This is a genomic window from Candidatus Thiodiazotropha sp. AKIB8, from assembly GCF_058244675.1.
In genome coordinates, this window is sequence record NZ_JBSYOO010000041.1 from 22594 (window position 1) to 43292 (window position 20699).

16 protein-coding genes are annotated in these 20699 nt (G+C 46.1%); 12 read left to right on the top strand and 4 right to left on the bottom strand.

What is annotated here, in order from left to right:
- Positions 1 to 260 precede the first annotated feature (260 nt).
- On the bottom strand, positions 261 to 2081 hold the full coding sequence (locus AC4IFB_RS13920; RefSeq protein WP_490780473.1) for a sigma-54 interaction domain-containing protein: 1821 nt from the start codon (positions 2079 to 2081) through the stop codon (positions 261 to 263).
- Between the two features lie 154 nt (positions 2082 to 2235).
- On the opposite strand from AC4IFB_RS13920, the gene AC4IFB_RS13925 reads away from it, so the two are divergent.
- The 5 genes from AC4IFB_RS13925 to AC4IFB_RS13945 all read left to right on the top strand — a co-directional run bounded on the left by AC4IFB_RS13925 (position 2236) and on the right by AC4IFB_RS13945 (position 4985).
- Positions 2236 to 2442, top strand: a complete 207-nt coding sequence (locus tag AC4IFB_RS13925) for a hypothetical protein (RefSeq protein ID WP_490776503.1) — start codon at positions 2236 to 2238, stop codon at positions 2440 to 2442.
- A 53-nt stretch (positions 2443 to 2495) separates the two neighbouring features.
- Entirely contained in the window at positions 2496 to 3233 is a 738-nt protein-coding gene (locus AC4IFB_RS13930; RefSeq protein WP_490780474.1) for a cysteine hydrolase family protein, read from the top strand.
- A 38-nt stretch (positions 3234 to 3271) separates the two neighbouring features.
- Positions 3272 to 3526, top strand: a complete 255-nt coding sequence (grxC, locus tag AC4IFB_RS13935; protein ID WP_490780475.1) for a glutaredoxin 3 — start codon at positions 3272 to 3274, stop codon at positions 3524 to 3526.
- A 193-nt stretch (positions 3527 to 3719) separates the two neighbouring features.
- Entirely contained in the window at positions 3720 to 4196 is a 477-nt protein-coding gene (locus AC4IFB_RS13940) for a nuclear transport factor 2 family protein (protein WP_490780476.1), read from the top strand.
- A gap of 258 nt (positions 4197 to 4454) precedes the next feature.
- Entirely contained in the window at positions 4455 to 4985 is a 531-nt protein-coding gene (locus AC4IFB_RS13945) for a GNAT family N-acetyltransferase (protein WP_490780477.1), read from the top strand.
- A 102-nt stretch (positions 4986 to 5087) separates the two neighbouring features.
- On the opposite strand, the gene AC4IFB_RS13950 is transcribed toward AC4IFB_RS13945, so the two are convergent.
- Positions 5088 to 8792, bottom strand: a complete 3705-nt coding sequence (locus AC4IFB_RS13950) for a coiled-coil domain-containing protein (protein ID WP_490780478.1) — start codon at positions 8790 to 8792, stop codon at positions 5088 to 5090.
- Positions 8793 to 9663: 871 nt separating this feature from the next.
- Between AC4IFB_RS13950 and AC4IFB_RS13955 the strand changes: the two genes are divergently transcribed.
- The 4 genes from AC4IFB_RS13955 (at position 9664) to msrA (ending at position 14278) form a co-directional block, all read left to right on the top strand.
- The gene (locus tag AC4IFB_RS13955; RefSeq protein ID WP_490780479.1) at positions 9664 to 10368 is read left to right on the top strand and encodes a P-loop NTPase family protein; all 705 of its coding nucleotides are present in this window, start codon (positions 9664 to 9666) and stop codon (positions 10366 to 10368) included.
- Between the two features lie 288 nt (positions 10369 to 10656).
- Positions 10657 to 11703, top strand: coding sequence for a ribosome small subunit-dependent GTPase A (rsgA, locus tag AC4IFB_RS13960; RefSeq protein ID WP_490776511.1), 1047 nt, complete (start codon positions 10657 to 10659; stop codon positions 11701 to 11703).
- 166 nt (positions 11704 to 11869) lie between these two features.
- Entirely contained in the window at positions 11870 to 12730 is an 861-nt protein-coding gene (locus AC4IFB_RS13965; protein WP_490780480.1) for an alpha/beta hydrolase, read from the top strand.
- Positions 12731 to 12982: 252 nt separating this feature from the next.
- Positions 12983 to 14278, top strand: a complete 1296-nt coding sequence (gene msrA, locus AC4IFB_RS13970) for a peptide-methionine (S)-S-oxide reductase MsrA (RefSeq protein WP_490780481.1) — start codon at positions 12983 to 12985, stop codon at positions 14276 to 14278.
- 40 nt (positions 14279 to 14318) lie between these two features.
- Here msrA and AC4IFB_RS13975 read toward each other — a convergent pair whose 3' ends face one another.
- Together AC4IFB_RS13975 and AC4IFB_RS13980 are read right to left on the bottom strand one after the other, a co-directional pair.
- Complete coding sequence (locus AC4IFB_RS13975) at positions 14319 to 15695, bottom strand: sigma-54-dependent transcriptional regulator (RefSeq protein WP_490780482.1); 1377 nt, start codon at positions 15693 to 15695, stop codon at positions 14319 to 14321.
- Entirely contained in the window at positions 15688 to 17196 is a 1509-nt protein-coding gene (locus AC4IFB_RS13980; protein WP_490776515.1) for an ATP-binding protein, read from the bottom strand. The genes AC4IFB_RS13975 and AC4IFB_RS13980 overlap by 8 nt, the downstream gene beginning before the upstream one ends.
- A 212-nt stretch (positions 17197 to 17408) precedes the next feature.
- Here AC4IFB_RS13980 and AC4IFB_RS13985 point away from each other — a divergent pair, with 212 nt between their 5' ends.
- The 3 genes from AC4IFB_RS13985 to AC4IFB_RS13995 all read left to right on the top strand — a co-directional run bounded on the left by AC4IFB_RS13985 (position 17409) and on the right by AC4IFB_RS13995 (position 20683).
- Positions 17409 to 17957: a hypothetical protein gene (locus AC4IFB_RS13985; RefSeq protein WP_490776516.1), complete on the top strand. Its 549-nt coding sequence runs from the start codon at positions 17409 to 17411 to the stop codon at positions 17955 to 17957.
- Positions 17958 to 18022: 65 nt separating this feature from the next.
- Positions 18023 to 20011, top strand: a complete 1989-nt coding sequence (locus AC4IFB_RS13990; protein WP_490776517.1) for an SLC13 family permease — start codon at positions 18023 to 18025, stop codon at positions 20009 to 20011.
- Between the two features lie 474 nt (positions 20012 to 20485).
- The gene (locus AC4IFB_RS13995; RefSeq protein ID WP_490776518.1) at positions 20486 to 20683 is read left to right on the top strand and encodes a putative motility protein; all 198 of its coding nucleotides are present in this window, start codon (positions 20486 to 20488) and stop codon (positions 20681 to 20683) included.
- Positions 20684 to 20699: the final 16 nt, after the last annotated feature.

Here is a 20699-nt window from a genome sequence, read left to right on the forward strand (position 1 = left end):
TTTAAGTCGCCTGTTTGAATCTTTTGCTGTCCTGCCAGGCGTTTAAGATCATCCTCTTTATTCTGCGAAGTTGTGTTTGAGAGAGAGTATTAACCCGGCGCTAAGTATGTCGTCTTCAGGGTTTCAAGCCTGCCCTTGATCAAGGCGCGGCTCACGCCCCGCAGGAAGTGCCCTTGGGGTGCAGGCAATGGTTGCCCCCCCCTAGTCAAGAGCCGCAACACCGAGCAAGGGCAAGCTTGAAACCCCTAACAATATGATTTTTAAAAGACAGGCTTTGTGACTCCCAGTACCTTCATTCGGTACGCCAGGGTTGAGGGCTTAACACCCAGCAGATCAGCTGCACCATCAGGACCCCATACCCGACCACCGGTGTGACCCAGGGCCGCAATCAGATTGACCTTTTCCAGTTCACGCATCTCAGCATCTGTCACGAACTCAGCCGCTTCACCCTGAGGGGGGCTGGCTAGATTCTCTGGATGACTTTTACTCTCATCCGGTAGCGCCAGATCAAGCCGTGCGCGATTCCCCGTACTGAGGATAACAGCCCGTTCAATTACATTTCTCAGCTCCCGGATATTCCCTGGCCAGCTGTGCTGTATCAGCTGCTTAACCTGCCGTTTCGAGAGACGCATAGGATCTCGCCCAAGATCTTTGCAGGTTCTCTCCAGGAAGTGTTCTGCCAGGGGGGCAATGTCCTGGGTTCGATCACGCAGTGGCGGCACTATGATCGGAAAGACACCCAGTCTGTAGTAGAGGTCTTCACGAAAACTGCCTTTTTCTATTTCGGCCTGCAGATCACGATTTGTCGCCGCCACCACACGCACATCGACCTTCACGGTTCGCTCGTGGCCCACCCGTTCAAACTCCCTCTCCTGTAGAGCACGCAGCAGTTTGCCCTGTAAGTCCAGTGGAATCTCTCCCACCTCATCCAGAAAAACAGTGCCTCCATCAGCCAATTGAAGTCGACCAATGCGATCTCGATGGGCACCGGTAAAGGCACCTTTCACATGGCCGAAAAACTCACTCTCAAACAGCTCTTTTGGAATGGAGGCACAGTTAACTTTGATCAACGGTTTGTCGGCTCGATCACTATTCTCATGGATGGCCCGGGCCACCATCTCTTTGCCCACGCCAGACTCCCCAAGAATCAGTACGTTTGCCGGTGTCACTGCGACAGCTGCTATTTGCGCCATGGTACGTTTCAAAGGCTCACTGGCACCTATCATCTCACCATAGTCGGATTCGCTTTTGATCTCGTCGCGAAGATAGTCCCTCTCCTGCTCCAACTGCTCCTTGAGTTGCTTAATCTCCTGAAAAGCCAATTCCCGTTGACGTTCGATCTCTATGCGTTCTGATATGTCGCGAAACACCACCACAGCACCCTGAATCTGATTCTCTTTTACTATCGGCGTACTGGTGTACTCCACCGGCACCGCTGAGCCGTCGACATGCCAAAAGACTTCGTTGTCCACCCGGTGAACCTCACCATCCTGCAGCGCTGCATAGATCGGACACTCCGTTTGAGGATAGCGCGAGCCGTCAGAATGGGAGTGGTGATGGATATCGTGGGATCGTTTGCCTATCACCTGCTCCGGTTTCCAACCAAGAATCTCTGTGGTGGCGGCATTACCAAAAGTTGCCATCCCCTCTGCATCAAGACCGTATATCCCCTCCCCTGCAGCATTTAGGATTAGCTCGTGCAGGGTGCGAAGATGTCTAAGCTCTTCAAGAGCCCGGTTCAGATCTGTACTACAGGTAGCTGCCAGCACCAGCATTTTTGATCCGATCTTGGTTTCAAATGTCCACGACGTCAAAAAGCCCTGGGTGATATCCCCCCCTCCCCGCAAACAGACCGGTAGGTCTTGCATTGCGCCATCACCATCCATGATCTGTAGAAGTTGCTGTTCAAATCCAGGCATCTCGTCCAAAAGAAATAGATCTGCAATGGACAGATCCTGCTCATCATCAGCATTCACTAAGCCAAGACGGCTCCGCCAGCCACTACTCAGGTTATGGCAAAGCAGCGACTGATCCACAACCGCAAGTAGTGTTGGCGCATCACGGAGCAACTTTTCCAACATCGCATTCACCTCAAATTTTTGATGATTGAGCCACAGTTTTTTGTGGAACACAAGTTCTTGTGGTTTATAGCAATCACTATCTCATTGTTTTTACAAGACTATCCTGCCTGGCACACCAATTGCGATAAACCAAGCGAACAACAGGAGAGCTGACATGAGTACCAGACAACAGAACCGACGCACAAATTTCAACAGGGAGCCGGTATTCACCCTACCCCTGGGTGAGCTACTAATGGACGCCCCTCAAGCTACCGACCAACATTGTGCAGCGATCCTCCATCTCTGGATATCACTGGCAACTACTCCCACTCCCACAAACCTAGCCTTGTTTAATCCGCCTCGCCCCTACCGACTGTTCTGAATTACCGAACAGCTGGGTATGCGTTTAAGCAATGACATTTAAGGAACCTGATCATGAAAAACACCATTAAGAGACTTCTCCTCGCCACCGCCATAAGCACTGCTTTTACTACCACCCATGCCGCTCTTCCTGATCCTGGCATGCTGATCAAAAAGGGGCGTACTGCGTTGGTCGTGACAGATCCCCAGAATGACTTCTTAAGCCCAAAAGGGGTTGCCTGGGCCGTCGTAGGTAAGAGCGTCGAGAACAACAACACAGTTGAAAACATTGAAACTCTCCTTAAGAGTGCCAAGGCACAGGAGATTCCGGTGTTCGTCTCTCCCCACTACTACTACCCCCATGACCACGACTGGAAATTCGAGGGCGCACTAGAAACCTTGATGCATAAGATCGGTATGTTTGATCGTACTGACGCACTCAGCGTGCATGATTTGAAAGGTTCAGGTGCAGACTGGCTGGATCGTTACAAACACTACATCAACGACGGCAAAACCATAGTGACCAGTCCGCACAAGATATACGGCCCAGAGAGTAACGACTTGGCACTTCAGTTGCGTAAGCAGGGCATCGACAAAGTCATACTGGCAGGCATGTCTGCCAACCTCTGCACTGAATCCCATATGCGGGAACTGCTTGAGCAGGGGTTTGAAGTAGCAGTGGTATCCGACGCCACAGCGGCCGCCCAGGTCGAAGAGGGGGACGGATATGCAGCAGCGCTTGTGAACTTCCGCTTTATGGCCAACACCGTCTGGACCACAGAAGAGACCGTCAAAGCTATGCAGGCGAAGTAGCAGTCACTATTTCAATCAAGCAATTGGAGCTAACAGCCATGAATCAAATCGAAGTCTACTCAACCAATCAATGCCCCTGGTGCACAAGAGCAAAGTCACTGCTGCATGCAGAAGGTCTCGAATTTGAAGAGATTGATGTGTCATCAGATGAAGAGCGCATGCTTGAAATGATAGATCGCTCCGGTAGACGGACAATACCGCAAATATTCATTGATGACGCACCCATCGGCGGATTCGATGAACTGTCAAAGTTGAATCTTTCACAGATAAGCACAAATAGCGAACACAAATGATGACCTTGATTGCGGCGTACTGCTGCTGATCTATTGTGCTTTAACAGTGAGAAGGTGATGGGAATTTATTGCCAACCCAATTGATTCACCATACCCCTCATCTTCTTTCTGAGGGAGAGGGTTTTCAATGAACGTTAGAGCAAATCACTTCTCCCGAACATTCAGTTTATTTTTACTACGAGGTAACTTCATCATGACTGCCATCACAACCAGACCACCAACACCACCATTCAATATTGAAACAGCAACCCAGAAAGTGCGTTTGGCGGAAGACGCCTGGAATAGCCGTGACCCGGGAAAAGTTTCATTGGCCTATACGACCGATAGCTGTTGGCGAAACCGGTCAGAATTTGTGCAAGGCCGTGAGGGAATAGTACAGCTCCTTCAACGCAAATGGGCCAGGGAACTGGACTACCGTCTTATCAAAGAGCTTTGGGCCTTCTCTGAAAATCGCATCGCTGTCCGCTTTGCTTATGAGTGGCACGATGACGCAGGAAACTGGTTCCGCTCATATGGCAATGAAAACTGGGAGTTCGATGTGAACGGATTGATGCAACTGCGTATCGCCAGTATCAACGATCTGCCTATCAGTGAATCGAAGAGACTCTACCACTGGCCACTTGGTCGTCGTCCAGAAGAGCATCCAGGGCTTAGCGAACTCGGTCTATGATATATTCAGGAGACTCAGCATGAGTAAGAATTTTACACGTTACGCCTTCACCGACAGCGTAAAACAGGCCCAGTCCCGCTACGGCACACGCAATGCATATGCACGTATTGAGCAATCGGGTGACAAATAGTAATGTTTACGCTTTAATTTCATTAAATGCTTGGCGCGCACCCTCTCCCATCAAGGGAGAGATGCCTTTATGGTGGCTTGCTGGGTAAAAACAAGTTAACAGCAGATTATTGAATGTAAGTAAAAAACATGCTAACCCGAATGGCAAAAAAGCAGGATATCAAAGAAATTCAAAGCATTCATATGCATGCCTTCTCTAAAGAAGAGAACAGACTTGTTTCTAAGCTTGCGATCAATCTGCTTTCGCGAAAGACAAAGCCCAAAACAATCTCGATAGTATCGGAAACAGACAATACGATTGTTGGCCATATCGCCTTCAGCCCAGTAACAAGCGATAAAGATGATAAGTTTCTGGGATATATTTTAGCCCCACTAGGGGTAGAACCCAGTTTCCAAAACCGCGGCATTGGTTCGAAACTGGTTGAAACCGGGATACATTTACTATCGGCTATGAAGGTCGACACACTCTTTGTGTATGGTGATCCTGACTATTACCGCAGATTTGATTTCAGTTCTGAGGAGGCCGTTAGCTACACACCACCTTACAAACTACAATACCCATCTGGCTGGCAGTCTCTGGCGCTCAGGGAGCATGACATTCCACACCCCCCCATACCAATAACTTGCGTTGACTCCCTATGCGATCCAGAGTTGTGGTAATCAACACACAACATCCGGTTTGGTTTGTGAGGAACAGGTTAAATAATTGATAACATACTGCGAGCTGGCATTAAACGACAATCTTGCGTAGTTAACAGATAATCAGTTGGACGCCTCTAATTTCTCCTGGTAACCACGCACTTCATCCTTCAGCCGACCATTCTCGCTGGCAAGTTCTGAGGAGTACCCGCGTACCTCCTCTAACTCTGCTGTCAGCTTTTGCTGCGCCTGAACCAGAGACTCTCTCTCTTTGGTTAGCGCATCCAATTCCTCATCCAGGATATTTATTGCACTTTCATGTATCTGGTTCTCACGTAATAGATGCTGGCTCTGCTGGGCAAGTTTATCTGCTTTTTTTAGTTTCATCTCAGTCGTCACAAGGGCGGCATGCAGTTGCTTAACCTCACTCTCCGGACTCTTGCTTATCTGACTCTCCATCTCTATTTGCACCTCCCGCAACCCTTCGACTTTGCGCTTCAGTGAGATGATTTCATCTTTTGCTCGTTGTAGTGCATCAGGATCATCAGATTGCGCCTTAACCGCATCAAGTTTCTGAGTTAAAGAATCCTTCTCATGCCGCTCCACTTCAATAGCTGCAGCAATCTCAGCGAATTTGATCTGTAGTTTTGAAAGCTCATCTTCCAGTTGCGACTTAGTCTCCTGGAGTGACTCTCGCTCACGATTCAATATAGTGATCTTTGAACTCTCATTTCTCTCCTCAGCTTTGCTCTCCTCAAGCAACTGCTGTAATCGACTATTCTCACGCTGAGTCGCTTCACTGCTCTGTTGTTGATTTTTTAGTTGTTCATGCAGACTGGATATCTCCTTTTCAAACTCACTTCTTAGAGAGACAAGCTCCTGCCTGGCAGCCAGCAATGCATCCTCAGATTCTACTGACTTTGTCCTTAATATCTCACTGGACTCGAAATCCTGTTGGAGTTCGGATAGAGATTCCTGAGCTTCAGTGGTTCTCTTCCTATTGATACTCAAAGCTAATTTTGCTGCTTTCAGTAACTTTTTAAGATCCTCAATTGTGTTGCGATCCTTCTGATGCTGAGCCTGCTGTGCAATCCGCAAATCACGCTGCTTGCATGCCTCAGCACGGATTGCTTGCAACTGCTCACTGAGTCTTTCTACATCACTCTCTAAGCGTGTCTGCTCATCTTTAGCATGCTGCTGCTCACTCTCAAGGGTCTGCTTCATCTCCTTTACCAATACCTGGGATTCTGCTTGCGCCCTCACCCTTACTTCATCTATTTCCTGATCAACCTTACCCTCTACCGATTGCAACTGTTGATTGAGCCTTTCAATCTCTGCATTCAGCTGTTTCTGTGCCTCAATAGCATCCAGCCTTTCAGCTTCAAAGGCTTGTTTCATCTGTATTTCTGTTTTTCGAGATTCTACCTCTGCCCTCTCACGCTCGTCTTGCAGTTGCCGCTTCGCCTCACTGCGCACCTCTTCCAGATGAGCATTGAGTGCCTCTATTGCTGCCTCCAAACGCTTCTTCTCCTTTCTCGAATTCTGTCTCTCTGTCTCCAGCGCCTGATTCATTCGACCCTGTAGCATCTGGGAACCAATATGCGCCTGCTGCCGCGCTTCTTCCAGTTCACTTTCAGCCTCGGTATGAGCCACCTCCAACTGTTGATTGAGCGCTTCGATTGTTGACTCTAGACCTGCCTGCACTTTTCTGTTTTGCTCTCTCTCTTTATCAAGGGCCTGCTCCCTAGCCTGGTTCATCTGCTTTTTTAGTTCCTCGGTATCAATAAGTGCATTCTGTTGAGCCTCCTGCAGTTGCAGATCCGCCTTGACACGGGTCGATTCCAACTTAAGATTTAGTTTTTCCACTACCGACTCTAAACGCCACTGCTTCTCTCTGCTTTTCTGTTTCTCTACTTCAGCAACCGACTCCATCTGCTTCTGCAGCTTCTCAATATCTGCAACTCTCTTCTGCCGCTCATCCTCAAGTTGCTGGTCAGCTTCTGTACGGGCCTCTTGCAGCTGTTTATTGGCACCTTCCAATGTCAGTTCAAAGCGTGCTTGCTCTCCGATGGCTTTTTGTTTCTGTGACGCTAGAGTCTGTTCAAACTGATCATATTTTTTCTGATATTCAGCCTCAGCCTGCTGTTTTGCTTCATTCAGTTCTATGGAAGCCTCATCACGGGTAGTTTCCAATTGCTGATTGAGCCTTGTGATTTCAGCCTCTAGTTTCTCCTGCGCCTCTAGACTCTTATGTTTTTCCACTTCAAGAGCCTGCTTCATCTGTTGTTGCGCTTCATCCAGTTGTCGACTCGCATTAATACGAGCATCTTGCAACTGTTGATTGACTCCTTCTATTTCTGACTCATGACGAGCCTGCTCCTCTCTGGCATTTTGTTTCTCGATCTCCAGGGCTCGATCCATTGCCTGGTTCATCTGCTCCTCGAGTTTTTTGGAATCAAGCTGTGCCTGCTGTAGCGCTTCATCCAGTTCTTGCTTCGCCTCTACACGGCTTCTATCCAGCTGCTGAGTAAGCTCTTTGATAGTGTTCTTTAAACGACGCTGCTCCCTTTGCGAATTCTGTTTTTCTGCCTCCAGCGCCTGATTCATCCGTCCCTGCAATATCCTGGAACCGGCCAGAGCCTGCTGTCGTGCATCATCCAGTTGACATTCAGCCTTTTCCCGATTTTTCAGCAACTGCTGATCTAGCTTTTCTATTGCCGTTTCCAAGCGCTTTTGCTCTTCTTTGGCATTTTGTTTCTCAGCCTCCAGAGCCTGCTCCATCCGTTCCTGCAGATTGAGGGAATCGGACTCCATCTGTTGCAAACTCTCTTGCAATTGCTGACTTGAATCTTTTAACGCTTCAATAGTGGCCTCTGCCTTCTCCAACTCACTCTTTTGGGCAGCAAGCGCATGGTTGTGGCGCTGCTCTGCATCTTTACCTGCCAGCTGCTCCGCCTTGAAAACCTTCTCCAAGGCCAGCTTATCCTCTTCCAATGACTGAATCTGGTGAGAGAACTCCAAATTGTTGGTGGTTTCAGTCTTCAGACAGTCCGCCAAAACTGTTTTTTCTTCCAATAGCTGCTGCATCGAAGACTCTTTGGTAAGGAGTTGCTGCTGTAAAACAGAGATTTCAGCTTCTGCCTGCTGCAGGTTTTCTCCAGCCGAGAGATTCGCTTCGTCCAGAGCGTTATGGTGTTGTAGTTGCTGTTGCTGATAGTTACTCTGAAGCTGTTCCAGCCTTTCCTGGCTCTGTTTAAGCTTCTCTTCAAGTGAGCTTTCACTTTCCCGGATTTGCTCTATCTCTCCATAAAGTGCTTCGAGTGTCCTCTCCGCTCTTTTATTTGCTTTATCGAGCTCAGCTTTGAGTTCCTGCTCTCTTCGATTCTTCTTTTCATACGCCTGGGCAAGTTCACCCCGCATCTCCTCTATAGAGGCTTGCAGAGCTTGAATCTGCATCTGTTCAATCGTGCTGTCGCCATAAAGCTGTTTTCGCAGTTGCTGTAGAGCGTTTTCAAGATCAGACCGTTGCTTATAAAGAAGGGTTTGTTCCTCCATCACTCTCTTTCGAAAGGCCTCACTACTCTCCTGCTGCTGCTTTAATTCTGCTTTTAATTCGAGACTCTGTTGCTGAAAGATTTCACGTTTCTCTAATACCTCAGTCAATGTATCATTGGTGGTTAAGAGGCGCTCCCTGGCGACTATCAACGTGCGCTTCAGTAATTCAATTTCGACATGTCGCTGCTTGAACACACTACCTAACTGCTGAGTTGAAAGAGCGGCATCTATCTCTGTAGAGTTATCTAAACAGATGGCATTATTGAGTGGCATATTCACTTGGATACCTATCAGGCCAGAGTGACCAGAAAGCTTTGGTCGGAAGTTATTCTGAGGGGGTTATGGTTGCCACTTTCCGTAAAAAGGCAGGAACAAGTGGCGAACTTAAATGACGCTCTACTATTTGCAGCTAAGGGGTCGACAGCCCTATGAGATCTGATAGTAGATGGTGGTTTATTGGTATCAACTGTACGAGCTTGTAAGTGATAATTTTGCCTGCCGGCTAAATACCTGAAGCTGAAATCGTCACTTTTCTCTACATCTGAGAGAAACTGACTATTCAGATAGGAATTAAATTGGATATTATTCTGTTCGCTGGCTTCCGGCAGAGAAATCCTTTCTTTGTATGCAGAGTGCATAACGATCCTCGTAATTCAAGCAACCTCATCCTGTTCCTTGTCGCCTTGATTGCGCTACTATCTATTTGTTATTTATTGTTTTTTTATCGAGCCATCTGGCCAACACTGTTAATTTGCCATATTCCCACACCTTTAGCAAGGGTTGAAGAACGCCTGTTATATTGATTTTTTGAGACCTAATACTAAAAAATACGCTCCAACCAAAGATTGGGGTTGCTTCTTTATACTGTTATCTGTTGAAGGCGAGAAATCTTTTTCCGCGTATAACGGGCGATTTCTACTATCAACATACCTCCCCGCTTCAAGCGAACTCTTCAAAACTGGTTTTATACACCCTAGGCAGATGGAACCCCGCACCATCATATTAGATTTAATCCCGCAATAGTCATCGACCTGCACCAGCAGAGTGCAACAATCTATGACGAGGCACACTAGACAGATCTATTTAGTTGGCCCGTTTCATGCAGAATAAAATCAGTTCATTAATCCAGATCAGGTAAATTTTAATGAGTATGATTCATTTTGTAGGTGGCGAAAAAGGCGGAGTCGGAAAATCAGTATTGGCGCGTTTACTTTCACAATATTTTCTTGACATGTCTGTTGCCTACACAGGTTTGGATGCAGATCAGTCACATCCAACACTGAGTCGATATTACGCAGATTACACCCAGTCAATTAATCTTGATCATTTCGAAAGCATAGACACGATAATGGAACTGTCACTGGAAGAGAATCGTAATGTACTGATCGATCTTCCTGCACAAAGCGAGCGTTTCATAGACCGTTGGATTGATGACAACGGTGTGATCGAGATGTGCGAAGAGGTGAATATTCGGTTGATCTATTGGTACGCTGTCGATGGCGGCCCAGACTCAGTTAATCTGCTCCAGAACTTTTTAGAAAAGTATGGCGATCAGTTCAATATCATTGTTGTAAAAAACCAAGGGCGAGGCTGTAATTTTTCAGATATTGAGGCAATATCTAATTTGTCAGATACAGGACTGGCCGGGAAATCTGTAAATCAGTTCTATCTGCCCGCACTACATGAACCAACGATGCACAAAATAGAAAAATATGGCTTTAGTTTCTGGGCAGCCGCAAACCTAAAAAACAGTGGTGCACAACATTTGAGTTTAATGGAACGCCAAAGGAGCAAGGTTTGGATCAACAAGATATATCAGACTTTTGACAGCTTGACTACTGACTTATAAAACAGAGCGCTCTGCAATGGATGCTGTTCCAGTAATCCTGGGTCACTAGAGGACTGCGAGGTTAAACATGCCAATAGCAAGATTCAGTTGAATAAGCCTTGCCATTCTGTTACTTTTTGAAAAGTAAACCAATGAAACCGGAGGGTACAAATGATTGTAGTCAACATCCCCCGGGCAGCAAGAAGTTAGCACACTTCATCTAATCCTTCTGCCCGGTTTTTAAGCCGGGGCACACGCCCCAAGAAGATACTATCTTTATTTCGATGCCACCATGCATCAGGGGCACTTATGCCAAAAAATAGATCATTAAGCCAATTGGGTTGGTCACCTTTTTTCCAACAACAAATGACATTAGAAGAGTTGGAACAACTTACAATCGGGCGCATCATTGAACATCATCGATCAATGATTGCAATAGAGACAGAATCAGGACGAAAAAGCCTGCCAATCACTTCATCCACATCTCTCCTAACTGTCGGTGATTGGGTTCTGTTAAATAATGCGCAACAGTTTGAGCGTGCATTGGAACGCTTAACACTTTTCTCCCGAAAAGCGCCAGGCAGTAAAATTGAAACACAACTTATCTGCTCTAACGTCGATACACTGTTTATTATCAGCTCACTCAATGAAGAGTTTAATCTCAATCGGATTGAGCGATATCTTGCTATAGCTGCTGAAGCAGGCGTAGAACCTGTTGTTGTACTGACAAAGGCGGATCTCTGCGAAGATGCAGAGCGCTATGTTTGTCAAATTCATGAAATCAACCCTATGTTAAGTGTTGAGACTGTTGATGGACAAAGCAGTGTCAGTGCCAGCACCTTAAACTCTTGGTGTACCACCGGCAGAACAATTGCATTCTTAGGTTCATCTGGTGTTGGCAAGTCAACCTTGCTCAATACGCTAATGGGTAAATCACTGCAGTCTATCGGAGCGATAAGAGAAGACGACAGTAAAGGCAGACACACTACTACTGCCAGGTCACTTCACTTCATGCCATCAGGAAGTATACTGCTCGACACGCCAGGCATGAGGGAGTTGCAGCTATACGACTGTGAACAGGGTATAGAGGAGAGTTTCTCCGATATAGCCACGCTTGCAAAGCAGTGTCGTTTTTCCGATTGCAGCCACGATAGTGAACCAGGTTGCGCCATACAGAAAGCAATTAAAGAGGATAAATTGGATCACCGCCGTTTGGCTAATTACCAAAAATTAATGCGTGAACAAGCCTTGAATAGTGCAACCATTGCTGAGAAACGCGCCAAAGATAGAGCACTGGGTCGATTCTATCGTACAACCCTGAATGCCTCTAAGAGACTAAAGAGAGGAACTTACTAATCCAGAACTGAAATGCCAGGGAACCTCTGATCTCTGATATGATCAGAGGTTACCCTGGGCTTTAGAAATATCGATTCAACTCATCGCGACTTTAGATCAGGAGATCACCCTCAGAACCACGTTTTGATCAACCACTATATTCATTAACCAACTATAGAATTATATAATGAGTCTTATCGTCCTAAGTTGCATTCTCATTTTCGCAATCATCATTATCTTCCCAACCATACTTCACCTGGTCTACCGTGCTCCACGAGTGGTGGAAACAGGAACACCAGATGCCTTTAAGCTGCCTTACTCTGAGCACAAACTAAAAACTATTGGTGATAAAAACCTTTTTGCATGGCATATAACAGCGCAAGGGAGTAAGGCGACGCTTATCATTGTCCACGGTTGGGGCGGTAATGCAGAGATGATGCTGCCACTGGCACAGCCCTTTCACAAAGCCGGCATGGATCTACTACTTTATGACGCGCGCAATCATGGCAAAAGTGACAGTGACAGTTTCTCATCTCTACCTAGGTTTTCTGAGGATCTTGATAGTGCAATCACATGGATCAAACAAAAAAGTCCAGAACATAGGCTTATAGTTCTCGGCCACTCAATAGGTGCTGCAGCCGCTATTTTGTCAGCCTCAAAAAGATCAGATATCGATAGCGTAATCGGCGTTTCAGGTTTTGCTCACCCTAACCTGGTAATGAATCGACACCTCGACAAGCCCTGGTTACCTCGGCCTCTACGAGAAATCATAATGAGTTATATCCAATGGGTTATCGGGTTTCGTTTCGATGACATTGCCCCAATGAACCGAATCGTCGATGTCCGTTGTCCGGTTCTGCTTGCCCATGGAACCGACGATAGGGTTGTACCCATCAGTGATATGAAATTGATTGAAGCCAATGCTACAAAAGAGCGACCGATAGAGGTCATCGCCATTGAAGGCGCACAGCACGACTCTGTCGATTGCTTCCATGACCATGCTGATATGCTGGTTAGCTTTATACATGACAACGTGGATGAGCTGTAAAATCGATTCAGATCACTCAATTGGGATTCCTGTGGGGTATGGCACCACCCTACCCGAGATCACGACTATGACTTAAGGTCACCTCTATTAACTTGTGGAACCTCGATCTTTATTATTGGTCTGTATAGAGTCTGGTATTTTACATATCCTCTGTGTTGTTATGTTTTGTTATATTTACGTGATGATTCCACACTGCTCTGTAACCTACACTTCAAGCTATGAAAATTGATCAATAGCAATACAGGTTCTGTTATGAAAGCCCTATTTCATCTCATTCTGATCACCGCCATTTTAGCCCTGATACCTTTTTTTCACTCTTTTGCAGACAATCAGAAAAAGCATACAGATTCCATTATTCTCGGTATGGGCTGCTTCTGGGGAGCTGAAAAACGCATGTCTGCATTACCTGGGGTAGTCGATGTTGAAAGTGGCTATGCGAATGGTGATATCGAGGCAACCTACCGCAGCGTTCTCTCCCATGAGTCCCTGATCAAACTTGGTCTGAGCAATAAGCGTAATCATGCAGAAGTGGTAAAGGTCACTTTCAACACAAATGAAACTGATCTGGAATCTGTATTGATTGGATTCTGGGAAAACCATGACCCAACCCAGGGTGACAGGCAGGGCAATGATATTGGCACAAACTATCGTAGTGCGATCTATACTCATAACATGGCGCAGTTTGATACTGCCACCAGGACGCGTAATACCTATCAACAAGCATTACACGAAAAGGAGTATGGGAATATCACTACAGAGATTGCACCACTGACCAACTACACTTCAGCGGAGACATACCATCAGGATTATCTGGCAAAAAACCCAAACGGCTACTGTGGCCTGGGTGGTACAGGTATAGATTATCCTGGTAAATTACAGAAGATGAATAAGGAGTCTTCTATGCCTACTCAGCTCGACCCAACCACGCTCAATCACTCTCGACAACTCATCGTCTTTGAGTCTGATGATTGCGCTTTTTGCAAACAGTTCAAGTTGGAAATAGTTGATAACTGGCGCTCTGAGCTGGATATAGCCCGCACCACAAATCCGCAGCCACCATCTGACTGGCGTCTTGAAAAGAGACTCTTCGCCACACCAACCATAGTACTCTTTGAAAATGGCAGTGAGATCTCAAGATATACAGGTTACGATGGTGATAAAGCCAGATTTTGGCAGTGGCTTGGCTACCAACTCCTAACCCCTGAACAAAAGAATATCGCTTTCGAACAAGGTACAGAGCGGGCCTTCACAGGCTCTCATCTGGATGAAAAGAGAGCAGGTACGTTTGTTGACCCAATCACTGGAGCAGCCCTGTTCCGAAGCGACTCTAAATTTGAGAGCGGTAGTGGTTGGCCAAGCTTCTTCAATCCGGTGGAGGGAGCAATCACTCTGTATGAGGATAACAGTCACGGTATGCGGCGGGTTGAAGTACGTAGTGCCAGTTCCGGGATTCATCTAGGTCATGTCTTCGATGATGGCCCGGCACCAACCCACAAACGCTATTGCATCAACGGTAATGTTTTAAAGTTCACGCCAGATGGTGGTTGAGTTATTTATGAGACAGATAGACCGACAATAGCAAATAGCTCTATTCTGCCTCTTCCATGCCATACTTCTTTAGTTTCCGCCATAAAGAAACCCGATCAATACCAAGAATTTTTGCTGCTTTAGTGCGATTGTCTTCGCTTCTCTCTAATACATAGGTGATATAGTCTGCCTCCCTTTCAGCCAGGGTTGGCAGGCGCCCAGCTTTTTCCCTTACTACATGCACTGACCGTTCCACCAGTGCAGCGGGTAGATCTGCTGTAGAAACGGTTTTTTCATGGGCAAGTACAATTGACCGCTCTATGATATTTTCCAGCTCTCGGACATTACCCGGATACTCATATTCGGATAGCGCTGAAAGAGCCTGCTCATCGATATCATCCACCTCTCGCTGCATACGTGCTGCATGTTTACGCAGAAAAAAGTATGCCAACATTGGAATATCACTCTTTCTTTCCGAAAGGGGTGGAAGATGCATACCCACCACAGCCAGGCGATAGTAGAGATCCTGCCTGAATCGCCCGGCAGCGACCTCACTCAGCAGGTCTCTATGGGTTGCGGTTATCAGACGAATATCTACAGCAACTGCTGTGGTTGAGCCAAGACGCTGTACCTCCCTCTCCTGAATCACGCGCAGCAGCTTTACCTGCATTCCCAGCGACATCTCGGCTATTTCATCCAGAAAAAGAGTACCCCCACTCGCCGCCTCAATCAGACCGGTACGAGACTCAGTGGCACCGGTATAGGCCCCTTTCTCGTGACCGAACAGTTCATTTGCCAGCAGGTCTTCTTGAAGTGAACCACAATTCAATGCCAGAAAAGTCCCTTCACTTCGAGGGCTGTAGGCATGAACATATCGTGCCATTAACTCTTTACCTGTGCCGCTCTCACCAGTCAGAAGAACACTCGAATCGCTTACTGCTACTTGACGCGCCATCTCAAGCATACGTAGTACAGCTGCATCCTGAGTGATAAAAACAGGTCCAGAATTACTTTCTCCAAGCTTACTTTTCAGGCTGCGGTTTTCACGCTTCAGAAAGACAAATTCAATTGCCTTGCCAATGACTTCACGCACCTCATCCAATCTAAACGGCTTTGCTATATAGTGAAAGGCACCCGCCTTCATAGCGTTAACTGCAGAATCCAGTGTTGCAAAGCCGGTTATGAGTATCACTGCAATGTCAGGATCGATTTCACCGGCCCTGCGAAGCACCTCCATACCATCGATTTTTTCCATTCTTAAATCGGTAAGCACAAGATCGACAGCTAACGACTCAAGCACTTCAATAGCCTCGGCCCCACTGGTTCGAGTGGTAACTTCATGCCCCAGTTTGCGGCAAACATGGGCCAGATTTTCAACTGCAGTGACCTCATCATCAACAATGAGAATATGTGCTTTTTCCATCATCTCATCAGGCATCACTCATATCTCCCTGAGGGAGCAGCACGATCACCTTGGTGCCTTCACCTGGCTTGGATGCTATCGCAAGACAACCACCATGCTCTCGTACAATCTCTTGGACAATAAACAAGCCAAGCCCAACACCATTCCCCGGCTCACTCGTTGTATAAAAAGGATCATAAACTTTTGACATGGCTTCACTGGAAATTCCCGGGCCATTATCACTGACCATGATCTCTACAACTGACATATCATTATCTGTTGCGCATTTAACTTCACCAGCAAAAACAGCCTCATCAGGTAACATCAACATACCCTTTTCACATACAACAGCACTAATCAGAATAGTTACTCCCTCTCCTCCAGCATGCAATGCATTCTGAATCAGGTTTATGAAAAGTTGTTGTATCCGCTGTTTATCTATAGACAGCAGCAAGTCATCAGGAATATTCGTGGTCAACTTACCCGAATAGTGATTTATACTTTTTTCGATCAGATATCTTGTCTCTTCAATTAGTGAGTGAAGTGCTATTGGTACTTTTTGGAATACTCGTTGTCCGCCAAAGTCCAGCAGGGTTTTTACTATCTGCCTGCCACGCTCTGTTTCACTATCAATCTGTTTCAACCAAATATTGAGCTGTTCCGGGTCTGCTTCATTCAACTCTTCAATCAGTAATTGGCAGGATGAAGAAATATTCGAAAGTGGATTATTCAACTCATGCGCCACCCCGGAAGAGAGTATCCCTAGCGAGGCTAACTTCTCTGACTGCAGCATGCGACGCTGGCGAATCTCCAGCTCTTTAAGCATCCGATTGAATGCATCTGTAAAAGTAATAAATTCACGATCCCTGGATGGTGAATGCATACTATCAAATCGCCCTTCAGCAATCGGCTTCATACGCGACTCAAGCTTTTTAAGGGGGGTAAGTACAACCTGTTTGAGCTGCCTACCCACAACAAAAATTGCAAGACCGATGATCATTAGAAATAGCAGTAAAAACCACTGAGACTCCTGAACTGCATCCTCCAGCATACTCCTTTCAAGCGTGGAGAGAGACTCAACTGTGAGATAAATCTGGTGACCTATGGTTCTGATTTCCTCTTCCAATTCTGATCGCCGTTCACCATTTGATAGCTTCCAGCGATGCAACTGATTTCGGTACGAGTCTATTTTCTCAACCATGCTGGCGTGCTTGGTGGTGAGAAAAATAGCCGCCAAAGCCTGCTTATGTTCATGCAGTATGGTAAGAGCTGTCTCAGAAGATAGATCAGCTTTTGCCAACGCCTCATTATCTGTATAGAGAAAGAGGTTCTTCTCTTCCCTACGCATTTCCAAAACCGCATCTTTTAAATCTGACACGACTTCTCCCTCCCGAACCTGTCGCTCGAGAAACAGCAGATCAAGAAAAGCGATTACGGCAAGCATCAGGGTCGCCGCTACTAACACCACGTAGGCCGTTGTGATCTTGCCTCGCAAACTGGAGAAGTCGAATTGAACTGTCATTACAAAACGCAACATACCGTTTCAAATTGAAACAACTCTATCAGATGCCGCTAAACCCTGCATTAACGAAGATCAGATTAATCATCACTCAAATGATATTGCATATTGCAACGCACAAACCAAATACATAGATAATTATTAGTTGTTAATTCAGTTACTTATCGATTTATCACTCTTGGCACATATCCTGCTCTAAGTGAGTAATGATGTTTTTTTGGACAAGTGACATGACTAAACTCAACGACGATTTAAAAAAAATCTTAGCCGGACTGGCTCTCCAGAACGCGGGAGAATATCTTCCTCTCAGCACAAAAAAAAACCTATTAGGCGTAGGTGCCAAATCTGAACCACACTCTAATAAGCAACCTTCGCTTGCTAAACAGGCATCACATCGTGTTGCCTTATTAACTGATGGCAAGGGTGTAGGAGCTGCGCTCGACTACGCACTCGAAAGTTGCAGCAAACAGGGCGCTAAAATCGATCTGCTTGTCCACAATCACGCGATCAAATCAGATATATCCGCAATACAGGAGCGGGCAAAAGCCAGCAATCTGGATTGCCATGTTATTACGCTTGGCTTATCTCCTGTTGAGGATATCTGTAGCTATATCATTAACCACCCCTCCCTCATCTTTCTTGTCTCAACACCGGCAGATAAATCTGCCAATGAGTTGATTCGAGATGTAATACCAAATCAGAAAAGTCGTATTTACGTCCCATTAGTTCTTATAGAGGACAAATCACCAGAGTTGACGGCAAAGCAGACCGCCGCATAGAGCAGGCTTTTTTCTACCTGATGACCGATTAGATGACCACTTGATACGATAAAAAGAGCCTTAGAATGAATAAATTAGCAGATGAAGAACAGACTATTGCCTATACAGGCATGCTCACAAAGAAACAGATTATCGCCGGAATATTGTTTGCCATTATGGCGCTTCTACTCTCAACCGTAGTACCAACAGTTGAGATTGCATGGGTGGCAGCAGTTCTTGTTTTAACAATCTACCTTTTTGCCTTTGAAATTGTTGGTGTAGATGTTGCGGCAGCCACGGTAATGGTATTACTCGGATTAACCTCACTCTTAGCACCTTTTATGGGTCTGGAACAGGGATTGGTCAATAACAACCACCTTTTTGATGGCTTCTCATCAAATGCTGTGATCTCAATTATTGCGGTTATGATTATCGGCGCCGGCTTGGATAAAACAGGAATAATGACGAAAGTTGCTTCTTTTATCCTCCAGGTTGGTGGTACGACAGAGTCTCGTATCATCCCCATTATTTCTGCAACAGTAGGATTTATCTCTTCATTTATGCAGAATGTTGGTGCAGCAGCTCTCTTCCTTCCTGTGGTATCAAGGATCTCTGCTCGGTCAGGTTTACCCATGTCGCGTTTACTGATGCCGATGGGTTTTACAGCTATCCTGGGCGGCACAATGACAATGGTTGGATCAAGTCCATTGATTCTTCTAAATGATCTTATTCTAACTTCCAACAAAGCACTGCCGGCAGAGCAACATATGGATACATGGGGTCTATTCTCTGTAACGCCGGTTGGTATTGCTCTTATAGCCACGGGCATCATCTATTTCGTAGTGGCGGGACGCTATGTATTGCCAAAAACCTTAAGTGAGAGCAGCACTGTTGGCTCTGATTCATTACAGTATTTTCACGATGTATATAATGTAGATTTTGCAATTAACGAAGTCGTTGTAAAAGATGATAGTGAACTGAGTGGCGTCCGTCTTGATGATGTTGAAACGGCTTATCGAATCAGAATAATTGGTAGCAAACAATCCGGTGAAGAGGCCAGAGTCGGACCAGGGACGATAGCCAGAGACACAGAGTTTAAAGCTGGTATGGTACTGGGCGTTGTAGCAAATCCCCACGATCTTTCACACTTCGTTGAACGCTTCAACTTAAAACTACGCAAAACACTACGCACCTTCTCTGAATCTCTATCAAGCCGCAAATCGGGTATTGGTGAAGTGGTCATACCACCAGGTTCCTCCCTGATTGGCAAAAGCGCACGTGACGTATGGATGAGAAAGACCTATGGCCTGGCCATGATAGGCCTTCATCGTAATGGTGAAACCATGAGAGAGGGAGACGATATACGTAATTTACCTTTGCAAGCTGGTGATACCCTGGTTGTTCATACTGCGTGGAATGTATTGGAACGCTTAGAGAAAGATCGTGATTTTGTTGTTGTTACCACTGAATACCCTCGCGAAGAAGAGTTACGCCCAAACAAGATTTTACCCGCAGCCATTTTCTTTGGTATCGCCCTGTTCATGGTTCTGTTTACAGATATCCGCCTCTCTGTCGCTCTGTTGACTGGCGCCATTGGTATGGTATTAACCGGTGTTCTTAACATTGAAGAGGCCTATGATGCTGTGAGTTGGAAAACAGTCTTCCTACTCGCCTCACTCATCCCATTAGGACTGGCTGTGGAGACATCCGGCACAGCAAAATGGATAGCCGAACAGGTCTTATTTGTAGTAGGCGATATGCCACTGTGGGTCATACAGGCTTCTATAGCTGTACTGGCAACCTTTTTTACCCTGGTTATGTCAAATGTAGGTGCAACAGTTCTTTTGGTTCCACTTGCAGTCAATATCGCAATTGGTGCCGGTGGCAACCCGGCAGTATTTGCTTTGACTGTGGCCATTGCTACCTCTAACTCTTTTCTGATACCAACACATCAGGTCAACGCCCTGATCATGGGACCTGCTGGCTATCGAGTGGCTGATTTCATGAAAGCCGGCGGAATTATGACAATACTGTTCCTGGTGGTAATGATGGCCATGATGTCTTTAGTATTCTAAGCAACCGCTGAACAGGTCATGGATCGACATCTTACCGCCAGAATGGGCCGCATGTGCGGTGCGAATCTTCATATTAACCCGGCTATTACGAAGATTCGTGCCTTGCATTGCACCACTTTGTTTGTCCCAGACTTATTCAGTGGCTCCCTTGTTCTATTGTCACCAGCTGCCCCGTTATCACAATATTTATTGAAGTTAATAGTAAAACTCAACTGAATTTTATAAGTTTAATTACTAAAATAAGAATGACATGTACATTTGTGTTAAATCTATCTTCGCTTGGGCTTGATTACTTCAGCATTCAACACAAATATTATTCCTTACTTTCAACCACTTAGTGGACTTCACTTCCAATTTCCACTGAAATACCATAAGCATAATCTCTATTTTCAGCGCTTCAGCCTCACTAAAGAAACCAGCTGATATGCCGCCATTCAATACTGAGTCTTACATATTATCTTCCGGAGTTATGCTATGGATATTTCTGGTGTCAGTTCCAACGCAATCAGCATGATTGCAAACACTGGAACCCAAACTGGAGTCGCCACACAGAAGAAAGTGATGGAGATGCAGGAACAGACTGCTACTAAATTGATTGAGTCGATTAAGCAGAGTCCACAAATGCCAAGCCCCTCAAGCACTATTGGTGGCAATATCGACGTAAAGGCTTAGCGCATCCCTGTCACTT